Source organism: Acidiphilium sp. JA12-A1, assembly GCF_000724705.2.
GTDB classification, from domain to species: domain Bacteria; phylum Pseudomonadota; class Alphaproteobacteria; order Acetobacterales; family Acetobacteraceae; genus Acidiphilium; species Acidiphilium multivorum.
Genome location: NZ_JFHO01000003.1, coordinates 18,655 through 33,284 on the forward strand (window position 1 = coordinate 18,655; position 14,630 = coordinate 33,284).

The following is a 14,630-nucleotide window of genomic DNA, read 5'->3' on the forward strand; positions in this document are numbered from 1 at the left end:
GCAGCGTCATGCTGGGTTTTGTGACTGGACTGACTGCGGAAGCCGCCCTGCTGCGTGGGGTAAGAGCCAGGGTGGTTGTCGGCGGCGGAACTCCTGACGGTGCCCTGCATGCTGCCCGAACTCTGGCTCAGGACAAAGCGGTTTCGGCGCTGATCAGCTTTGGTCTTGCCGGAGGACTGGATCCGGGCCTCGCGGCGGGAACGCTTCTTGTGCCGCGAAAGGTCCTTGGTTCACAAAAGGCTACGTATTCTTGCGAGCTCCGGCTGACGGAGATGTTCGGGGGGGCGACTGTGGATGCCCTGATCGGTGGCGGGAGCGTGGCCGTGACCCCTGAACACAAGCGGGTGCTGTTCGCGTCGACCGGAGCTGCCGCGATCGATCTCGAATCAGCGGCCGTTGCGCGTGTTGCCGCCGAGTACGGTCTGGATTTTGCCGTATTGCGCGCGATTGCCGATCCCGCGCGACGGCGCTTGCCGCCGGCTGCCCTCGTGGCGCTCGGCCCCGACGGCCGAATCTCCATCGAACAGGTCCTGAAAAGCGTTTTCCGCCGGCCCGCGCAGATCCCGGATCTGATCGCGCTGGGCCGTGAAGCCGCCGCCGCGCGCCGGACTCTGCAGCGCGCGCTCGAGTTCTACAGGTCGAGGGTCAACACCACCGGGACGTGATCGGAACCGCGTTCCCAGTCCCGGGCGTCCTGAAGAATGGCATGGCGCGCCAGATTGCCGATCAGGTCCGTCGAGACCCAGATGTGATCGAGTCGCCGGCCCCTGTTGGAGGCCCGCCAGTCCCTGTTCCGATAAGACCACCAGGTGAAAAGCTTCTGGTCATCGGGGACGAAATGCCGGATGGCGTCGATGAAACCTTCGGCCCGCCAGGCGTTCAGACCCTCGGTTTCCGGCGGCGTATGGCTAACGACGTTCAATAGCTGCTTGTGGCTCCAGACATCGTTTTCCAGCGGCGCGATATTCAGATCACCCACCAGCATGGTGCGATGCGGGCGGTTCATTGCGAAGTGGTCGCGGGCTTCCGCAATGAAATCGAGCTTGTGCCCATATTTCGGGTTCTCTGCCCGATCAGGGATATCGCCGCCGGCAGGGACGTAGAAATTGTGCAGCACAAGCGGATCGGTTCCGGTATCGATTCTCGCGGCAATGTGCCGGCAGTCCGATTTCATGCACCAGTCGGGCGTAGCCTCGACCGCTGTAAGCGGAAGGCGGGAGAGGATCGCAACGCCGTTATAACCTTTCATGCCGCGTTTGAGCACATGAGGCAGGCCGAGTGCCGCGCCGAGGTCTTCCGGGAAAAGGTCGTCGGGGACCTTGGTTTCCTGCAGGCAAACGATATCGGGCGCGGCCTGATCCATGAGACTATGCAGCAGATCCCGACGGAGTCGAACCGAATTTATGTTCCAGGTCGCGACGGTCAGAGCGGTCATGCGAGGATGAATTCCAGTTCGCCGACGCCATCGATGACGCCGTAAACGCGGTCGCCTGGTTGGATCTGGCCGACGCCATCGGGCGTGCCGGTATAGATCAGATCGCCCGGCTTCAGTTCCACGAGGGACGAGAGGAACGAGATAATGTCGGCGACCGGCCAGATCATGTCGGACAGATCGCCGTTCTGGCGCCGCTCGCCATTCACCGCGAGGGAGATGCGGCCAGTAGCAGGATGACCAATTCGTGCGGCCGGAACAATGAGGCTGATCGGCGCAGAGAGATCGAAACCCTTGCTCATGTCCCACGGACGGCGAAGCGACTTTGCTTCGTCCTGCAGATCCCGGCGGGTCAGATCCACGCCGGCCGCATAGCCATAGATATGGGCCAGCGCCGCGTCGGACGGGATATCCCGGCCGCCTGCGCCCAGCGCCACGACGAGTTCCATCTCGTGATGAAGGTTCTGCGTTGCCGAAGGGAAGGGGACGCTGTCGCCCAGCGCAATCGCATCGGCGGGTTTGGTGAAGAAGAACGGCGGCTCGCGATTCGGATCGCCCCCCATTTCCCGCGTGTGCGCCGCGTAATTGCGGCCGACACAGAAGATGCGTCGGACCGGGAAGAGCCCACCGCCCGCAACGGGAACAGCCGGTATTGCCGGCGGTGCGATCACGAATTCGGACATATTCTGTTCCTGCCTTTGTTGTGACTGATCAGACCGCCTTGTTCACGGCGGCCCCGAAGCTCTCGAAAATGCGGCGAGATGCCGCATCATGTTCGAAATCATATTCCGGATGCCATTGCACACCGACCAGATAGCCCGGACCGGTCCCTGTCACCGCTTCAATGGTTCCATCCGTGGCGCGGGCCTCAACCAGCAGGCCGGGAGCAAGCCGGTCGATTCCCTGATTGTGAAGGGAATTGACGGAGAGAAGGTTGCTTTCCACGATCCGGGCGAGACGTCCGCCGGAGCGCAACGTGACGTGATGGGCCTTTCCGGTTCGCACTGGGGCGTGTGGCTGCATCGGCGTCGAATGGTCGATGCGCCCCGGCAGATCCTGCAACCGCTGATGCAACGTGCCGCCGAGTGCGACATTCAGTTCCTGGAGGCCGCGGCAGATGGCCAGAACCGGCAGGCCCCGTGCGACCGCGCCACGGACAAGCGGCAGCGTTACGCGGTCTCGTTCCGGATCCTCGGGCGCGTCGTCCGGCGGTTGCGGTGGGCCGCCGTAGAACACCGCCGCCACATTGCTGCGGCTACCGGTCAGGATCAGCCCGTCCAGCCGGTCAAGCAGGATGTCGACATGCGAACGGTCGCCATTGGCCGGAATCAGAACAGGGACACCACCGATGACCAGGTCGACGGCCCGGACATATGTGTCCGAGGCCGCATGATTGAGCATTCCGAAAACGCCGAAGAGCTTTCGGCAACAGGAAATGCCGATCAGTTTCGATGACCGCGATATCATGCTCGACTTTCTCGCAAATCCGGAACGCCGTGTCAGCATCGCGCTGGGGACTGCCAGAGTTGCGGCCGTGGTTGCCGCCTGGGCTTCCACGGGTTCAGTTCGTGTTGTAGCCGGGAACGAATTCGAAGGTTTTGTCGGGGAACGGTGCGGCCGGCTTCAGGTCGTACAAGCTGACCTGGGTCACGCGGTCTTGCGCGTCGGTAAGCCGCCATTGCCGCAACTCGATCGGATTGGTCGAGAAGACGAGGGTGATGTGGCCCTGCGCTTCCCTGCCCGCCCGCGTCAGCGTGACCTGGATTTCCCCTGGTGGCGTCGAGACGCGCAGGAGCTTGACATCGCCGCCGAAGGTTATGTGCTTGGCGAGAAGGATGCCGAGAGGCGTGGACGACAGCGGAATGTTGGTTGTCTGGTCCAGCTGCGGATCGTGATACACAAGCAACCCGAAGCCCGCGACGAGCAGTTGAGGGTCCGGCTTGTCATATTCGAACCGCATTTTCCCAGGGCGCTGCACGATGGCGGTGCCGGTTCGGACGGAACCATCGGGGCCAACCTGCATGAAGCGGGCGGTGACGGTCTTCAGGCTGTTCAGGTAATCGAGAACTTTACCCAGGACCTGCTGTGTGTGGCCGGACGAAAGGGGGGCCGACCACGCAGGGGAAAAGGATGCCGCAACGCAGGTTGCGGCAATGCCCAGCAAAGCTCTTCTGGCAATCATTCCGTTCCCGTATTCCACTCAGTTTGCCGCGACCGAACGGCGGCTCGTCTGCTCCGGACGGCTGCGTCCGTCACTTGTCACCTCGGTCATGACGCTACGGATTTCCCGCAGAAAAGCCGAACCTTTGGTCGTGCGCTGCACCAGAACGCTGCGGCGATCCGACGGATCGACCTTCCGGCGGGCGAGATCGAGATCGGACAGACGGTCGAGGGCCCGGGTGATGGCGGGCTTCGACACGTTGAGTTCGCTCGCAAGCCCGCGGACGGTATGAGCGTCATCATTCAGATAACAAGTGAGGAATACGCCGAGCTGTCGTGCCGACAGGTCGACCCCCTCACGTCTCACCAGAGCAACGATCGTGTCTCGTAGAACCCCGACGAGCTCCTCAGAATTCATTTGCTGGCCCATGCAACTTTTTCTCCTCTCCGGTTGTCTGACGCTCATGATCACCAGAGGGAACTGGCGGTCTCAGGCCTCCCAAAAAGGGACGATCGAATTACGTGCAGCCTTGTCTCAGGAGGACAACCTGAGATCAATTATGAATCCTGAAGCTTACGCACAAGACATTGAAACATGAAAACATTGCAATTCCATTGCCGAATATTTGCCTTAATTCATAGGTCATTATCAAGGCCGTTTCGTGGTCGATACGCTGGCAAGGGCTTCGATGGCGCCAAAAGTGGCCTGAAGGGCCTGCGCCTCGCCGCCCTCAGGCTTTCCCGCTCTGGTAGAGTCGTTCCACGCGTAGGTGTCGATATGTGCCCAGGGCGTTCCGGAGGGGACGAAGCGGCGCAGGAACAGGGCTGCGATGATCGCCCCGGCGAACGGCTTCGAGGCGACCGAATTCAGGTCAGCGGTTGGGCTGTCCAGCCAGGATTCGTAACCTTGCCATAACGGCAGGCGCCAGAGCGGATCATCGGCGGCCGTGCCCGCCGCTAAGAGCCCGTTGGCGAGCGCATCATCATTCGAGAAAAGTGCCGGCAGATCCGGCCCGAGGGCAACGCGGGCCGCCCCCGTCAGCGTCGCGAAATCGATCAGCCAATGGGGCTTTGCGTCGGCTGCGTCGGCTAGCAGGTCGGCCAGGACCAGTCGGCCCTCGGCGTCGGTGTTGCCTACCTCCACATTCAGGCCCGCGCGCGTGCGGATGATGTCGAGGGGGCGCATCGCGTGTCCGGACACGCTGTTCTCAACGCAGCCGATCCGCACATCGAGCCGAACCGGAAGATTCAGCGCCATCACGGCCTGCGCGACTCCGAGGGCAATTGCGGCGCCGCCCATATCCTTCTTCATCCGTAACATTGCGGCGCTCGGCTTGAGGTCGTAACCGCCGGAATCAAAACAAACTCCCTTGCCGCAAAGCGAGATCAGCGGATGAGAACTGTCGCTGCCCCAGTTGAACTGCAGGACCTCCGGTGGGCGCTCTGAACCGGCGCCCACCGCGTGCACCGCGGGATATCCGTCTTCAAGTTCCGCGCCTCTGATTCGCCTGACGGCGGCGCCGTAGCGTTCCGCCAGGGTGGTTCCCGCATCGGCTAGATCGGAAGGGCCGAGATGATTGGCTGGTGTATTGATGAGGTCGCGCGCGAAGCAGATCGCGGACGCGAGGTGCCGGGCCCGGTCGGGCGCGTGGTCGACCGAAATCCGAGGCAGAGGAGGCCGGGGCCTACGAAACCGCTCGAATCGGTAGGTACCCAGGGCAATTCCAAGCCATGCCTGGCCAGGATCGTAGTCGCCTGGCAGCAGCGACCATTCGGCGCCCGGCGGCAACTTCGTGTGCAAATCGCCGAACGTGGCCTGGGTAGGTCGGTCGCCAAGCCCGAGCAATGCACCCGAACAGCCATTCGGGCCGTGTAGGAGAACCACCGCAGAGGCCTGCCCCGTAAATCCCTGCATGCGGACAGATGCTGCGGTCGGCGTATCTGCGGTGGCGAGAAACGGTTCCACGGCATCCGGACGCAGCGCCCGGATCGGTAGCCTGGGGCCGGAATGTGATGTCTGGGGATCAGGAGTGAGAATCATCATGGTTTCCGCACGTTATAACAGGCGTATCGGTCACGTCGTTGCTGAGCCGCAAATCCGGTGCGAGAATGCCGGAAACCGCAGGTGATCGGCAACTCTTGACCGACATCGATCGAAGCCTGAATGCCCGGTCGCAGCAGGCTGAAAACATTGGATCATTTCGTTCGGAAAGTTGTCCACTCCTGGATGTGACGCATATAACTCCGATGTCATCTTCCACAGGCCTCTTTTTTTTACTTTTGGCAATTCTGGAATGTTTTAATATCAGAGCCTTAGAGAGATCATCGGATCGGGCCGTAAATTTCCTGAGAGGGGTTGACTGGTCAGTCACATCTCCATTCTTGCAAACCATGCACAGACTTATCCACAACCTTACGGTGCCAATGGACCAGGATGATGAGTGATACGCAGCGACCCGCGCCAAAGGGGATTGAAGTGATCTCAGGCGCGCTCGTCTCCATGCCGGCGGCGCCTGGCGTATACCGGATGCTCGATCTCTCCGGAAACGCGCTTTATGTTGGCAAGGCGCGCAGCCTGAAGAAAAGAGTCACGACCTATACGCAGATCGCACGTTTGCCCGAACGGTTGCGGCGCATGGTGTCGGAAACCTCCACCGTCGAGATCATCACCACCCATACGGAAGCCGAGGCGCTGCTTCTTGAAGCCAATTTGATCAAGAGGTTGAAGCCTAAATACAATATCCTGCTGAGGGATGACAAATCCTATCCCTGGTTGGTGATCACGGAGGATGGGGAGTTTCCCCAACTCGCGAAGCACCGCGGCGCACAAGTGCGCAAGGGGCGCTACTGGGGGCCGTTCGCTTCGGCGTGGTCGGTGAACCAGACGATCCAGGCGCTGCAGCGTGTCTTTTTGCTCCGTACATGCCCCGATACGGTCTTCGCCAATCGCACGCGGCCCTGCCTCCTGTTCCAGATCAAGCGATGCTCGGCTCCGTGCGTCGGGCGCATCGATGCCGAGGCCTATGGGGCGCTGGTCCGCCAGGCGAGTGATTTTCTGTCCGGCCGCGCGGGGACGGTGCAGCACGATCTGGCCGCCGCAATGGCAGCTGCCGCGGACGTCATGGAATACGAGCGTGCGGCGGCGATCCGGGATCGCATCCGTGGCCTTGCGCACATTCGCGGCGGTGACGTGATCAACCCCGAAAGTGTTGGCGATGCCGATGTGATCGCGATCCATCAGGCGGCGGGTCAGTCCTGTCTTCAGGTCTTCTTCATCCGAGGCGGGCGGAATTATGGCAACCGGAGTTTCTTTCCCACCCAGGCCCAGGGAGCGACGCCGGGCGATGTGCTCGGCGCGTTCATTGCCCAGTTTTATGACGACAAGACTCCGCCTCCTCTCATTTTGCTCAGCAACACCGTCCCCCAGGCCGACCTGCTCAAGGATGCGCTTGGTCTCAAGGCAGGGTACAAGGTTGAACTTGCCGTGCCGCAGCGCGGTGAGAAGCGCCATGTCGTCGAGCACGCGGCAACCAATGCCCGGGAAGCACTCGAGCGAAAGCTGGCGGAGTCCGCGGGGCAGGAAAAACTGCTTGCGGCGACGGCCGCTCTGTTCGGTCTTGAGGGAAATCCGGAACGGATCGAGGTTTACGACAACTCTCACATCATGGGCACCAATGCCTATGGTGTGATGATCGTTGCCGGTCCCGAGGGCTTCATCAAACCGGCTTATCGGCGCTTCTCGATCAAGGGGCCGATCACGCCGGGCGACGATTTCGCAATGATGCGCGAGGTGCTGACACGTCGTTTTGTCCGGGCGACGGCCGAAGACCCGTCGCGTGAAGATGGCACCTGGCCGGATCTTATCGTGATAGATGGCGGCGCCGGGCAATTATCGGCGGCGCGCGCGGTACTGGACGAACTCGGGGTAAGCGATGTTCCGCTGGTCGCGATCGCCAAGGGGCCCGATCGTGACGCGGGGCGTGAATGGTTTCATCTGCCGGACCGTTCTCCCTTTCAACTGCCGCCCCGTGACCCCGTGCTTTATTTTCTCCAGAGGTTGCGCGACGAGGCGCACCGCTATGCGATCACGACCCATCGAGCGAGTCGCAGCCGCAAAATCACCACGAGTGAGCTAGATGGCATTCCTGGTATCGGATCGGCGCGAAAGAAGGCCCTGCTCAATCATTTCGGTTCGGCACGGGGCGTGCGCCAGGCCGGATTGAAGGATCTGGAAGCTGTCTCCGGCATAAACCGGACGACGGCCCGACTGATTTACGGATACTTCAACCCGGATGCTCGATTTGACGATCTTCCCGCAGGAGGAATCCGGAAAGATTGACGGCGGGTTAAAAATTTCATCGACACAACTTAAGGTTTAATGTTAAATACAACCGTAGAGTTGTATTTTGCATTTGATGCACCTTAAGGAGTGGTCATGTCAGACACGATCAGCGGCACCGTGCTCTCCGGGGTTACCCTATCGTCAGCGCAGTATGCCGACCCGGTGGCCATCGAAGGCATCATCGACGTGGCTGGGGGAAATGCCCTCGTGGCGCCCCTGACGTGGACAATCGACGTGACCGGGACAATCGCCGCATCAGATGACGGAGGAGTTCTGCTTCTCGCAGGCGGTCAAATCGACAATCATGGCCTGGTGACCGCCGCGAGCGATGCCGTGTTGTCCACGTCGGGTCGTGCTTTCGACATCCAGAACGAGGCCAGCGGAACCCTCGCGAGTGCCTCTGGCGATGCGGTGAAGCTGAGTGGCGGCGTGACGGGAAGCACTCTGCTGAATGCCGGCCTGATCTCCGCGGGGAACGCCGGAATCGGTCTTCAGATCGGCGCGGCGGTGGCCGTCAATGAGGCGGGAGGGGTGATCGAAGGCGGGTCCGCGGGCGTGGTTCTCGGCAATGTCGCCAGTTTCGATAATTTCGGGACCGTTGGCGGCTCGACTGGCATTCTGGTTCCCATCGGCCAGAATTATGTGGACATCGTCCAGGGCGGCTTGGTGAGTGCCAGTTCCGGCCCGGCGATTTCCTTCACTGGCGGAGCCGTGATGACGGTAACCGATACCCTGACTGTTCTGCCGGGCGCCACGTTCGACGGCGCCGCCATCGGCGGGCAGGTCGCCGATCTCGTGTTTGGCGGGACGACGGAAGGCACCTTCGTCAATCCAACGCAGGAATTCGTGCAGTTCAATACGATTTCGATCGCGGCGGGAGCAACGTGGGATCTTGCGGGCATCTCGACGATATCGTCGCCCTTCCGGAATGACGGAACACTCCTCGTGCAGGCTGGAGATGCGATCGATTTCGGAGCGGCGGTTTCCGGCTCCGGAGTGATCGACCTCGCGGGTGGTTTTGTCGATTTCGCAAACACCGTTGCCGCCGGCACGACAATCGACTTCAACGCGCCCGGCTCGTTCATGCAGTTCAACCAGTCGCATCCGTTCTCCGGTACCGTCGAAGGATTCACGCCGGGTGATACGATCGACATCACCGGATTTGGCGCGTCGCAGCAACTGAGCGGAACGGTTGCGGGTAATGTCCTGACCCTGAATAACGGTCTGGCACCCCTTTACGTGACGTTTGCAACGGCGCCTGGACCACTTGCCGTCGTGGCGATCGGCGGCACGAACCCGAAGACTTTCGAGGTCGTTGTGCCTTGTTTCCGCCACGGCACACGCCTGCTGACGCCTTCGGGCCTGCGGCCAGTGGAAACCCTTTCCGAGGGGGATGAGGTGATCACGCTGCGTGGAGAGGTCCGGCAGATTGCCTGGCGCGGCCAGCGGCGGATTGATTGTCGCCGGCATCCTGTGCCGGAATCGGTGTTGCCCGTGCTGATCGAAAAAGATGCCTTCGGTGTCGGGCAACCCTGCCGTGACCTGTATCTCTCGCCCGATCATGCAATCTGGATCGACGGTTCACTGGTCGAGATCAAACGTTTGATCAACGGCCTGTCCATCCGGCAGGTAACGGTGCCGACCGTGACCTATTATCATGTCGAACTGGAAAGCCACGACGTTGTTCTGGCCGAGATGCTGCCGGCGGAGACCTATCTCGATTGCGGGAATCGTTTCCAGTTCGAGGATGGCGACGCCACCATTTCGCTGTTCCCGGACTTCGGGGCTCTGGCGCGCGACCCCGGCCGCCTCTATGCGCCGGTTGTCGACGGTGGCCCGGATCTCGCGCGGATCCGGGCGGGTCTGCAATACCGGGTTGCCTCACGTGGCATTCGCCAGAAGGCAGGAAACTTCCAGGTCGTTGCAGATGGAAAGACAGTGGCGCCTGTCTGGTCGGCGGACCGGCACCGGATTTACCGGTTGCCGCCCGCGCCTTGCGACCTCAAACTGCTGTCAACCGCCTCTCGCCCGGCAGAACTTGACCCGGCTTCGGAGGACTGGCGGTGGCTTGGGATCGCCATATGCGACGCTGTGCTGGACGGCGATCCGGTCGACATCGCGGCACCATTCTTTGGCCGGGGATTTCATGGTCCCGAACATGCGGGAGATGGCTGGTTCCGCTGGACCGACGGGACCGCGACGATCGACGCGGCTGGCGCCCGCGAACTGGCCTTCACCGTTAGGGCTGTTGCGCCGGTGTGGGATGTGCCGGCTCCGTCTTGCGGTGTTTCGGTAAGGCATCGTGCTTGAGTGTCGCGTTGCGAATGACCTGCCGCAGGCCTAGCGCCGCCTGACTGGCCGCGGCGGCGGCAACGTCGCCCCAGTAGGGTGTCATTTCGCTCGGCTTCAGGTCGTGAAGCTGGGAGACCTTGCCGATGAATCCGCCGCGCCGGTTCCGGACTGTCCAGTCAAGTTCGACCAGGTCGCTTCCGCCCGGTTTGCCGTCCTTGTTGGCCGGGCTTACCTTCACGACGCCGTCGATCAGGAAATCGGCGTCGGCCGTGTGGTCGACCATGACCACACCGAGTTTCGGCAGATCCCGGGAGACATCGAGTTTCAGGGCATGGTTGCCATCACCCGGCGCTCCGGTCACGCGAATGAGCCTGACGCGGGGAGGGCGGTTTTCAAGAGACGCCGGATTGCTTTGCTGCACGGCGGCATTGATCGCGGAAAGCTGTTTCACGAGGCCGGGCGCCGCCGCATCCGCTGCCTGCCTGAGCGTTGCGGGATCCCCCGCGGCCCAGGCGGCTCCGCTCACTTCGGCGCCTGTCAGGTGGCCATATTCCTTGTGACCGGGACCGATGATCCGGAAGCCGGGAATGACCGTCGCATTCGCTGTGCGCGCCGTTGCTTCCAGTTGCCAGTCATAGGGACGCGCCGGGCGGACGATGCTGGGCACATTCCGGTCGACAAGCGCTTTGGCAAGATCGTGCGCGTAGGCATCGGCAGCGCGGTTGCCAAGGAGCGCATCCGGCGGCGGAGGGACGATGAGGACCGGCGGTGGCGGCACCGCAAGGCGGGCGCCCATCGCCCCGGGCTTCCCCAGAAGAGGCTGGGGAAGCGTTCCGCAGCCTGCCAGCAGCAACGGCAGCGCAACGAGCAGCCGCCGCCTCATGACCGCACCATGATGATCGAGATCTGGTGGCCGCCCGCGCCTTCGCCGCGCAGGGTTCGGCGGCGGTGGGAGAAAAATGCGGTTTCATCGCTGAGCGTATCGTGCGGCAGGATCGCTGCGTCGATGCCCACCATCGCCAGGCGCGCGGCGCAATAACCCGGAAGGTCGAAGTGCCAATGGCCCGGACGACCGGCCGAGAAAAAACATTCGCTTTCAGCGCCGCTGGCGAGCACTGCCGTTCTCATGTCCAATCCCACCTCATAGCTCTCCCTGTGGATGCAGGGACCGATTGCGGCGACAATCTTTGAAGCGCCCATCCGGCGCATCAGAGCGGCGGTCTGCTCGAGAACGCCAGCGGCGGCACCACGCCAGCCGGCATGGGCCGCGCCTACGATCCTGCCATCGGCGGAACTGAAGAGCACGGGAGCGCAATCTGCGGTGATGATTCCCAGGGCGAGGCCCGGCTGGTCGGTCACCATGGCGTCGGCTTCGTGGAACGGCCCCTCCGGATCGGGGGAGGTGACGGCAACCGCCCCGTGAACCTGTCGCAGTCCGGCCAGACGGTCGCGATGGCCGCCGATGGCCATGACGGCGCGGGCACGGTTCTCCGCGACGTTGGCAGGATCGTCCTGCCCGGACCGGCCGCAATTTAGGCTTGCATAAGGCCCCGGAGACACGCCGCCCGCGCGGGTGAAGAACCCGTGAGGAACATCGAGCGAAGCGGTGACGAACGAAATCATGCCCCAAATCCTGGAAGTGGCTCCATCCCTCGTGGGCAGATGGCCATCACACGGAACAGGCTCCCCATAGCCTCAGGGGAGGTCAGCCGCCGTGTTGCGGCCAGCAGGCGCAGCGCATCGTCCTGTCCCGCATGATGACCGAGTTGGGCAGTGCGTTCATGAATCCCCAAGGCTGCGAGGAACGCACCCTGCGCCGCTGGCCCTCGGATCTCGGCCCCCGCGTTGCGGGCCGCCATGGCCAGACGGCTAAAATCGACATGGGCGGTGAGATCCCGCCGGCCTGGTTCGGCGAGCGGATCGGCCGGCTGGCCATCCATGATCGCTTGGAGGGACTCGCCGGTAGCGCCGCCATCATGGCCGTAGTCGATCAGAAGTGCGCTGCCGCCACGGCGGGAGATACGCGAGGCAAGGGCGGCCACGAAGGCCTCTGCGGTCTCGTTCCGCTCGATGACCGTTCCCTCCGGCGCATCGGGCAGAGCCGTCTCCGCGGATGCCTCGACGAAAGCACCATCGGCGACGTAACGCTCGCGCCATGCCGGACCGCGCCGGACGAACTGGCGGATCGGCAGGGCATCAAGAAATTCGTTGGCGAGAAGGATGATCGATTGATCCGGGATTGTCGATAGATCGGCGTGGAACATCGCCTGCGGCAGCCTGTCTTTCAGCAGCCCGATCAGTCGGGGCGAGGTTTCGATCAGATGAATGTCGGCGGCTTCGACGAACGCGGGCATGGCCCGCTTTGCCGCGCGGAGCGCGTCGGTCATCAGATGACCGCGGCCCGGCCCGGCCTCGACCAGAGCAAAGGGGGCCGGGCTGCCGAGCATGCTCCAGGCCATGGCAGCCCACAGGCCGAGCAGCTCACCGAAAACCTGGCTGATTTCCGGTGCTGTCACGAAATCCACAAACGGATCGCGGCTCGCGTAGTAAGCTGCATTGGCGCGGGCCATGAAGGCGTCAAGCCGCTCAATCATGCGGTGGCGAGGGCGCCTTGGCGGCGAGCGACGTATTTCGCGCGCCAGATCATCGTCGCGCCGATCACGATCATCGGGATCGACAGCAACTGTCCCATGGTCAGCCCGAACATGAGGTAGCCGAGAAACCAGTCCGGCTGTCGGAAACATTCGGCGGTCGTGCGGGCAATGCCGTAGCCCATGACGAACATGCCGCCGAGATAGCCGGGCTGGCTGCGGATCCGCTCGTTGCGGGAGGCAATGAGCAGAACGATGAACAGCACGAGCCCCTCGAGCGTGGCTTCGATCAGTTCGGATGGGTAGCGCGGCACGTCCGACCCGGATTCGGGATAGATCATGCGGAACGGAAACCAGGCTGGCGCGGGGCGTCCCCAAAGTTCGCCGTTCACGAAATTGGCAATGCGGCCGAGAAACAGGCCGATCGGCACCGGCACGGCGACGCGGTCGCCGAAACGCCACGGGTCGATGCCATGCCGGCGGCAATAGATCAGGATTGCGACCGCCACACCCAGCATGCCGCCGTGGAAACTCATCCCGCCATCCCACACGGCATAGGTCCGGTTCAGATGATCGAGAAAATAGACCGGCTGATAGAACAGAATATAACCGAGCCGACCGCCGAGGACGACGCCGAGAGTTGCCCAGGACAGGAAATCGTCCACCTGCTCGTGGGTTGCGACGACCGGCGCCTCGCGCACGAGGCGGCGCATCAGCCGCCAGCCAAGCACCAACGCGGTGATATAGGCCAGCGCATAGTAATGGATGGCGAATGGTCCGAACCGGACAAGAATCGGATCGAAATGCGGCCAGACATAAACGTTTTTCATCGGTACTGATCCGGCCGGCTGAGGAAGTTCCTGATATAGGCCTCGACGCCCTGTTCGAGGGGCGTGAAGGGACGGTCGAAGCCGGCCGCGCGCAAGCGGTCCATCCGAGCCTCGGTGAAGGATTGATATTGCCCGACCAGACTCTCCGGCATCGGAACGAATTCGATCCGCTCGCCGACGCCACATGCAGAGCAGACTGCGCGGGCGAGATCGACATAGCTGCGCGCGGTGCCGGTGCCGAGGTTGAACAGCCCGCTCACCTCGGGATGATCGAGCAGGAAGAGGATCGCGGCGACAACATCGTCCACCCAGATGAAATCGCGCGCCTGCTGGCCGTCCGCTATATCAGCCCGGTCAGACCGAAACAGGCGGGCCGGGCTGCCGGAAGCGACCTCGTCGAACTTCACCTTGACGACCGAGATCATGCGGCCCTTGTGATATTCATTGGGTCCGTAGACGTTGAAGAATTTCAGGCCGGCCCACTGCGGCGGTCGGGGTCGGCCCGCCGCGCATTCGCCGGTCACCCACAAGTCGAAAGCGTGTTTGGACCACCCATACAGGTTCAGCGGCCGCAACCTTCGCAGTGCCGCGAGGTCATTGTCGTCGTCAAAGCCTGCCGAACCGTCGCCATAGGTCGAGGCCGACGATGCATAGATGAAGGGCAACCGCTGCGCCGCGCACCAGCGCCATAACATCTGGCTCAGGGCAACATTCGACTGCCAGACCAGATCGCCATCGATGGCGGTCGTTTCGCTGATCGCGCCGAGATGGATCACCGCATCGAGTGGCGGCTGGCTGGCGAGGAAATCGCCGAGTTCACGCGGTTCAACGATCATCGCCGGTGGGTGAGCGCGCAGGTTGCGCCATTTCCCCGTTGTGCGGAGCCTGTCGACAATGACGACGTTCAGATCGCGTTCGTGCAGTGCTGCGTGGAGATTGGAGCCGATGAAACCCGCTCCGCCCGTGACCAGTATCATGGAGGC

Annotated in this window: 14 protein-coding genes; 3 read left to right on the top strand and 11 right to left on the bottom strand. The window is 62.5% G+C overall.

Annotated elements, in window-relative coordinates; genetic code table 11:
- The first annotated feature begins 8 nt into the window (after positions 1-8).
- The gene (locus RT91_RS22415) at positions 9-665 is read left to right on the top strand and encodes a hypothetical protein (protein WP_011941509.1); all 657 of its coding nucleotides are present in this window, start codon (positions 9-11) and stop codon (positions 663-665) included.
- Here RT91_RS22415 and RT91_RS00460 read toward each other — a convergent pair.
- The 6 genes from RT91_RS00460 to RT91_RS00485 form a co-directional block, all read right to left on the bottom strand.
- A complete protein-coding gene (locus tag RT91_RS00460; protein WP_007422314.1) occupies positions 632-1,435 on the bottom strand; it encodes an exodeoxyribonuclease III in 804 nt (267 codons plus the stop codon). The two genes, RT91_RS22415 and RT91_RS00460, sit on opposite strands and share 34 nt — an antisense overlap.
- Positions 1,432-2,115, bottom strand: a complete 684-nt coding sequence (locus RT91_RS00465; RefSeq protein ID WP_035185017.1) for a fumarylacetoacetate hydrolase family protein — start codon at positions 2,113-2,115, stop codon at positions 1,432-1,434. Before RT91_RS00465 ends, RT91_RS00460 begins: the two co-directional genes overlap by 4 nt.
- A 28-nt stretch (positions 2,116-2,143) precedes the next feature.
- A complete protein-coding gene (locus RT91_RS00470; protein ID WP_035185019.1) occupies positions 2,144-2,899 on the bottom strand; it encodes a gamma-glutamyl-gamma-aminobutyrate hydrolase family protein in 756 nt (251 codons plus the stop codon).
- Between the two features lie 94 nt (positions 2,900-2,993).
- Complete coding sequence (locus RT91_RS00475) at positions 2,994-3,632, bottom strand: outer membrane lipoprotein carrier protein LolA (RefSeq protein WP_233489952.1); 639 nt, start codon at positions 3,630-3,632, stop codon at positions 2,994-2,996.
- Positions 3,633-4,022: a MarR family transcriptional regulator gene (locus RT91_RS00480; RefSeq protein WP_007422310.1), complete on the bottom strand. Its 390-nt coding sequence runs from the start codon at positions 4,020-4,022 to the stop codon at positions 3,633-3,635.
- 219 nt (positions 4,023-4,241) lie between these two features.
- On the bottom strand, positions 4,242-5,633 hold the full coding sequence (locus tag RT91_RS00485; protein WP_007422309.1) for a M17 family metallopeptidase: 1,392 nt from the start codon (positions 5,631-5,633) through the stop codon (positions 4,242-4,244).
- A 393-nt stretch (positions 5,634-6,026) separates the two neighbouring features.
- Here RT91_RS00485 and uvrC point away from each other — a divergent pair, with 393 nt between their 5' ends.
- On the top strand, positions 6,027-7,931 hold the full coding sequence (gene uvrC, locus RT91_RS00490; RefSeq protein WP_035185022.1) for an excinuclease ABC subunit UvrC: 1,905 nt from the start codon (positions 6,027-6,029) through the stop codon (positions 7,929-7,931).
- A 96-nt stretch (positions 7,932-8,027) separates the two neighbouring features.
- Entirely contained in the window at positions 8,028-10,244 is a 2,217-nt protein-coding gene (locus RT91_RS00495) for a Hint domain-containing protein (RefSeq protein WP_035185025.1), read from the top strand.
- On the opposite strand, the gene RT91_RS00500 is transcribed toward RT91_RS00495, so the two are convergent.
- The 5 genes from RT91_RS00500 to rfaD are packed head-to-tail and all read right to left on the bottom strand — an operon-like array spanning position 10,174 to position 14,624.
- Positions 10,174-11,109 carry a hypothetical protein gene (locus tag RT91_RS00500; protein ID WP_013639455.1) on the bottom strand — a complete coding sequence of 312 codons (936 nt, stop codon included), beginning with the start codon at positions 11,107-11,109 and terminating at the stop codon, positions 10,174-10,176. The two genes, RT91_RS00495 and RT91_RS00500, sit on opposite strands and share 71 nt — an antisense overlap.
- Positions 11,106-11,849, bottom strand: coding sequence for a peptidoglycan editing factor PgeF (pgeF, locus tag RT91_RS00505; RefSeq protein ID WP_013639456.1), 744 nt, complete (start codon positions 11,847-11,849; stop codon positions 11,106-11,108). Before pgeF ends, RT91_RS00500 begins: the two co-directional genes overlap by 4 nt.
- Positions 11,846-12,820: a class I SAM-dependent methyltransferase gene (locus tag RT91_RS00510; RefSeq protein ID WP_007422305.1), complete on the bottom strand. Its 975-nt coding sequence runs from the start codon at positions 12,818-12,820 to the stop codon at positions 11,846-11,848. Before RT91_RS00510 ends, pgeF begins: the two co-directional genes overlap by 4 nt.
- Positions 12,817-13,647 carry a prolipoprotein diacylglyceryl transferase gene (lgt, locus tag RT91_RS00515; protein ID WP_007422304.1) on the bottom strand — a complete coding sequence of 277 codons (831 nt, stop codon included), beginning with the start codon at positions 13,645-13,647 and terminating at the stop codon, positions 12,817-12,819. The genes RT91_RS00510 and lgt overlap by 4 nt, the downstream gene beginning before the upstream one ends.
- Positions 13,644-14,624, bottom strand: coding sequence for an ADP-glyceromanno-heptose 6-epimerase (rfaD, locus tag RT91_RS00520; protein ID WP_035185029.1), 981 nt, complete (start codon positions 14,622-14,624; stop codon positions 13,644-13,646). The genes lgt and rfaD overlap by 4 nt, the downstream gene beginning before the upstream one ends.
- Positions 14,625-14,630: the final 6 nt, after the last annotated feature.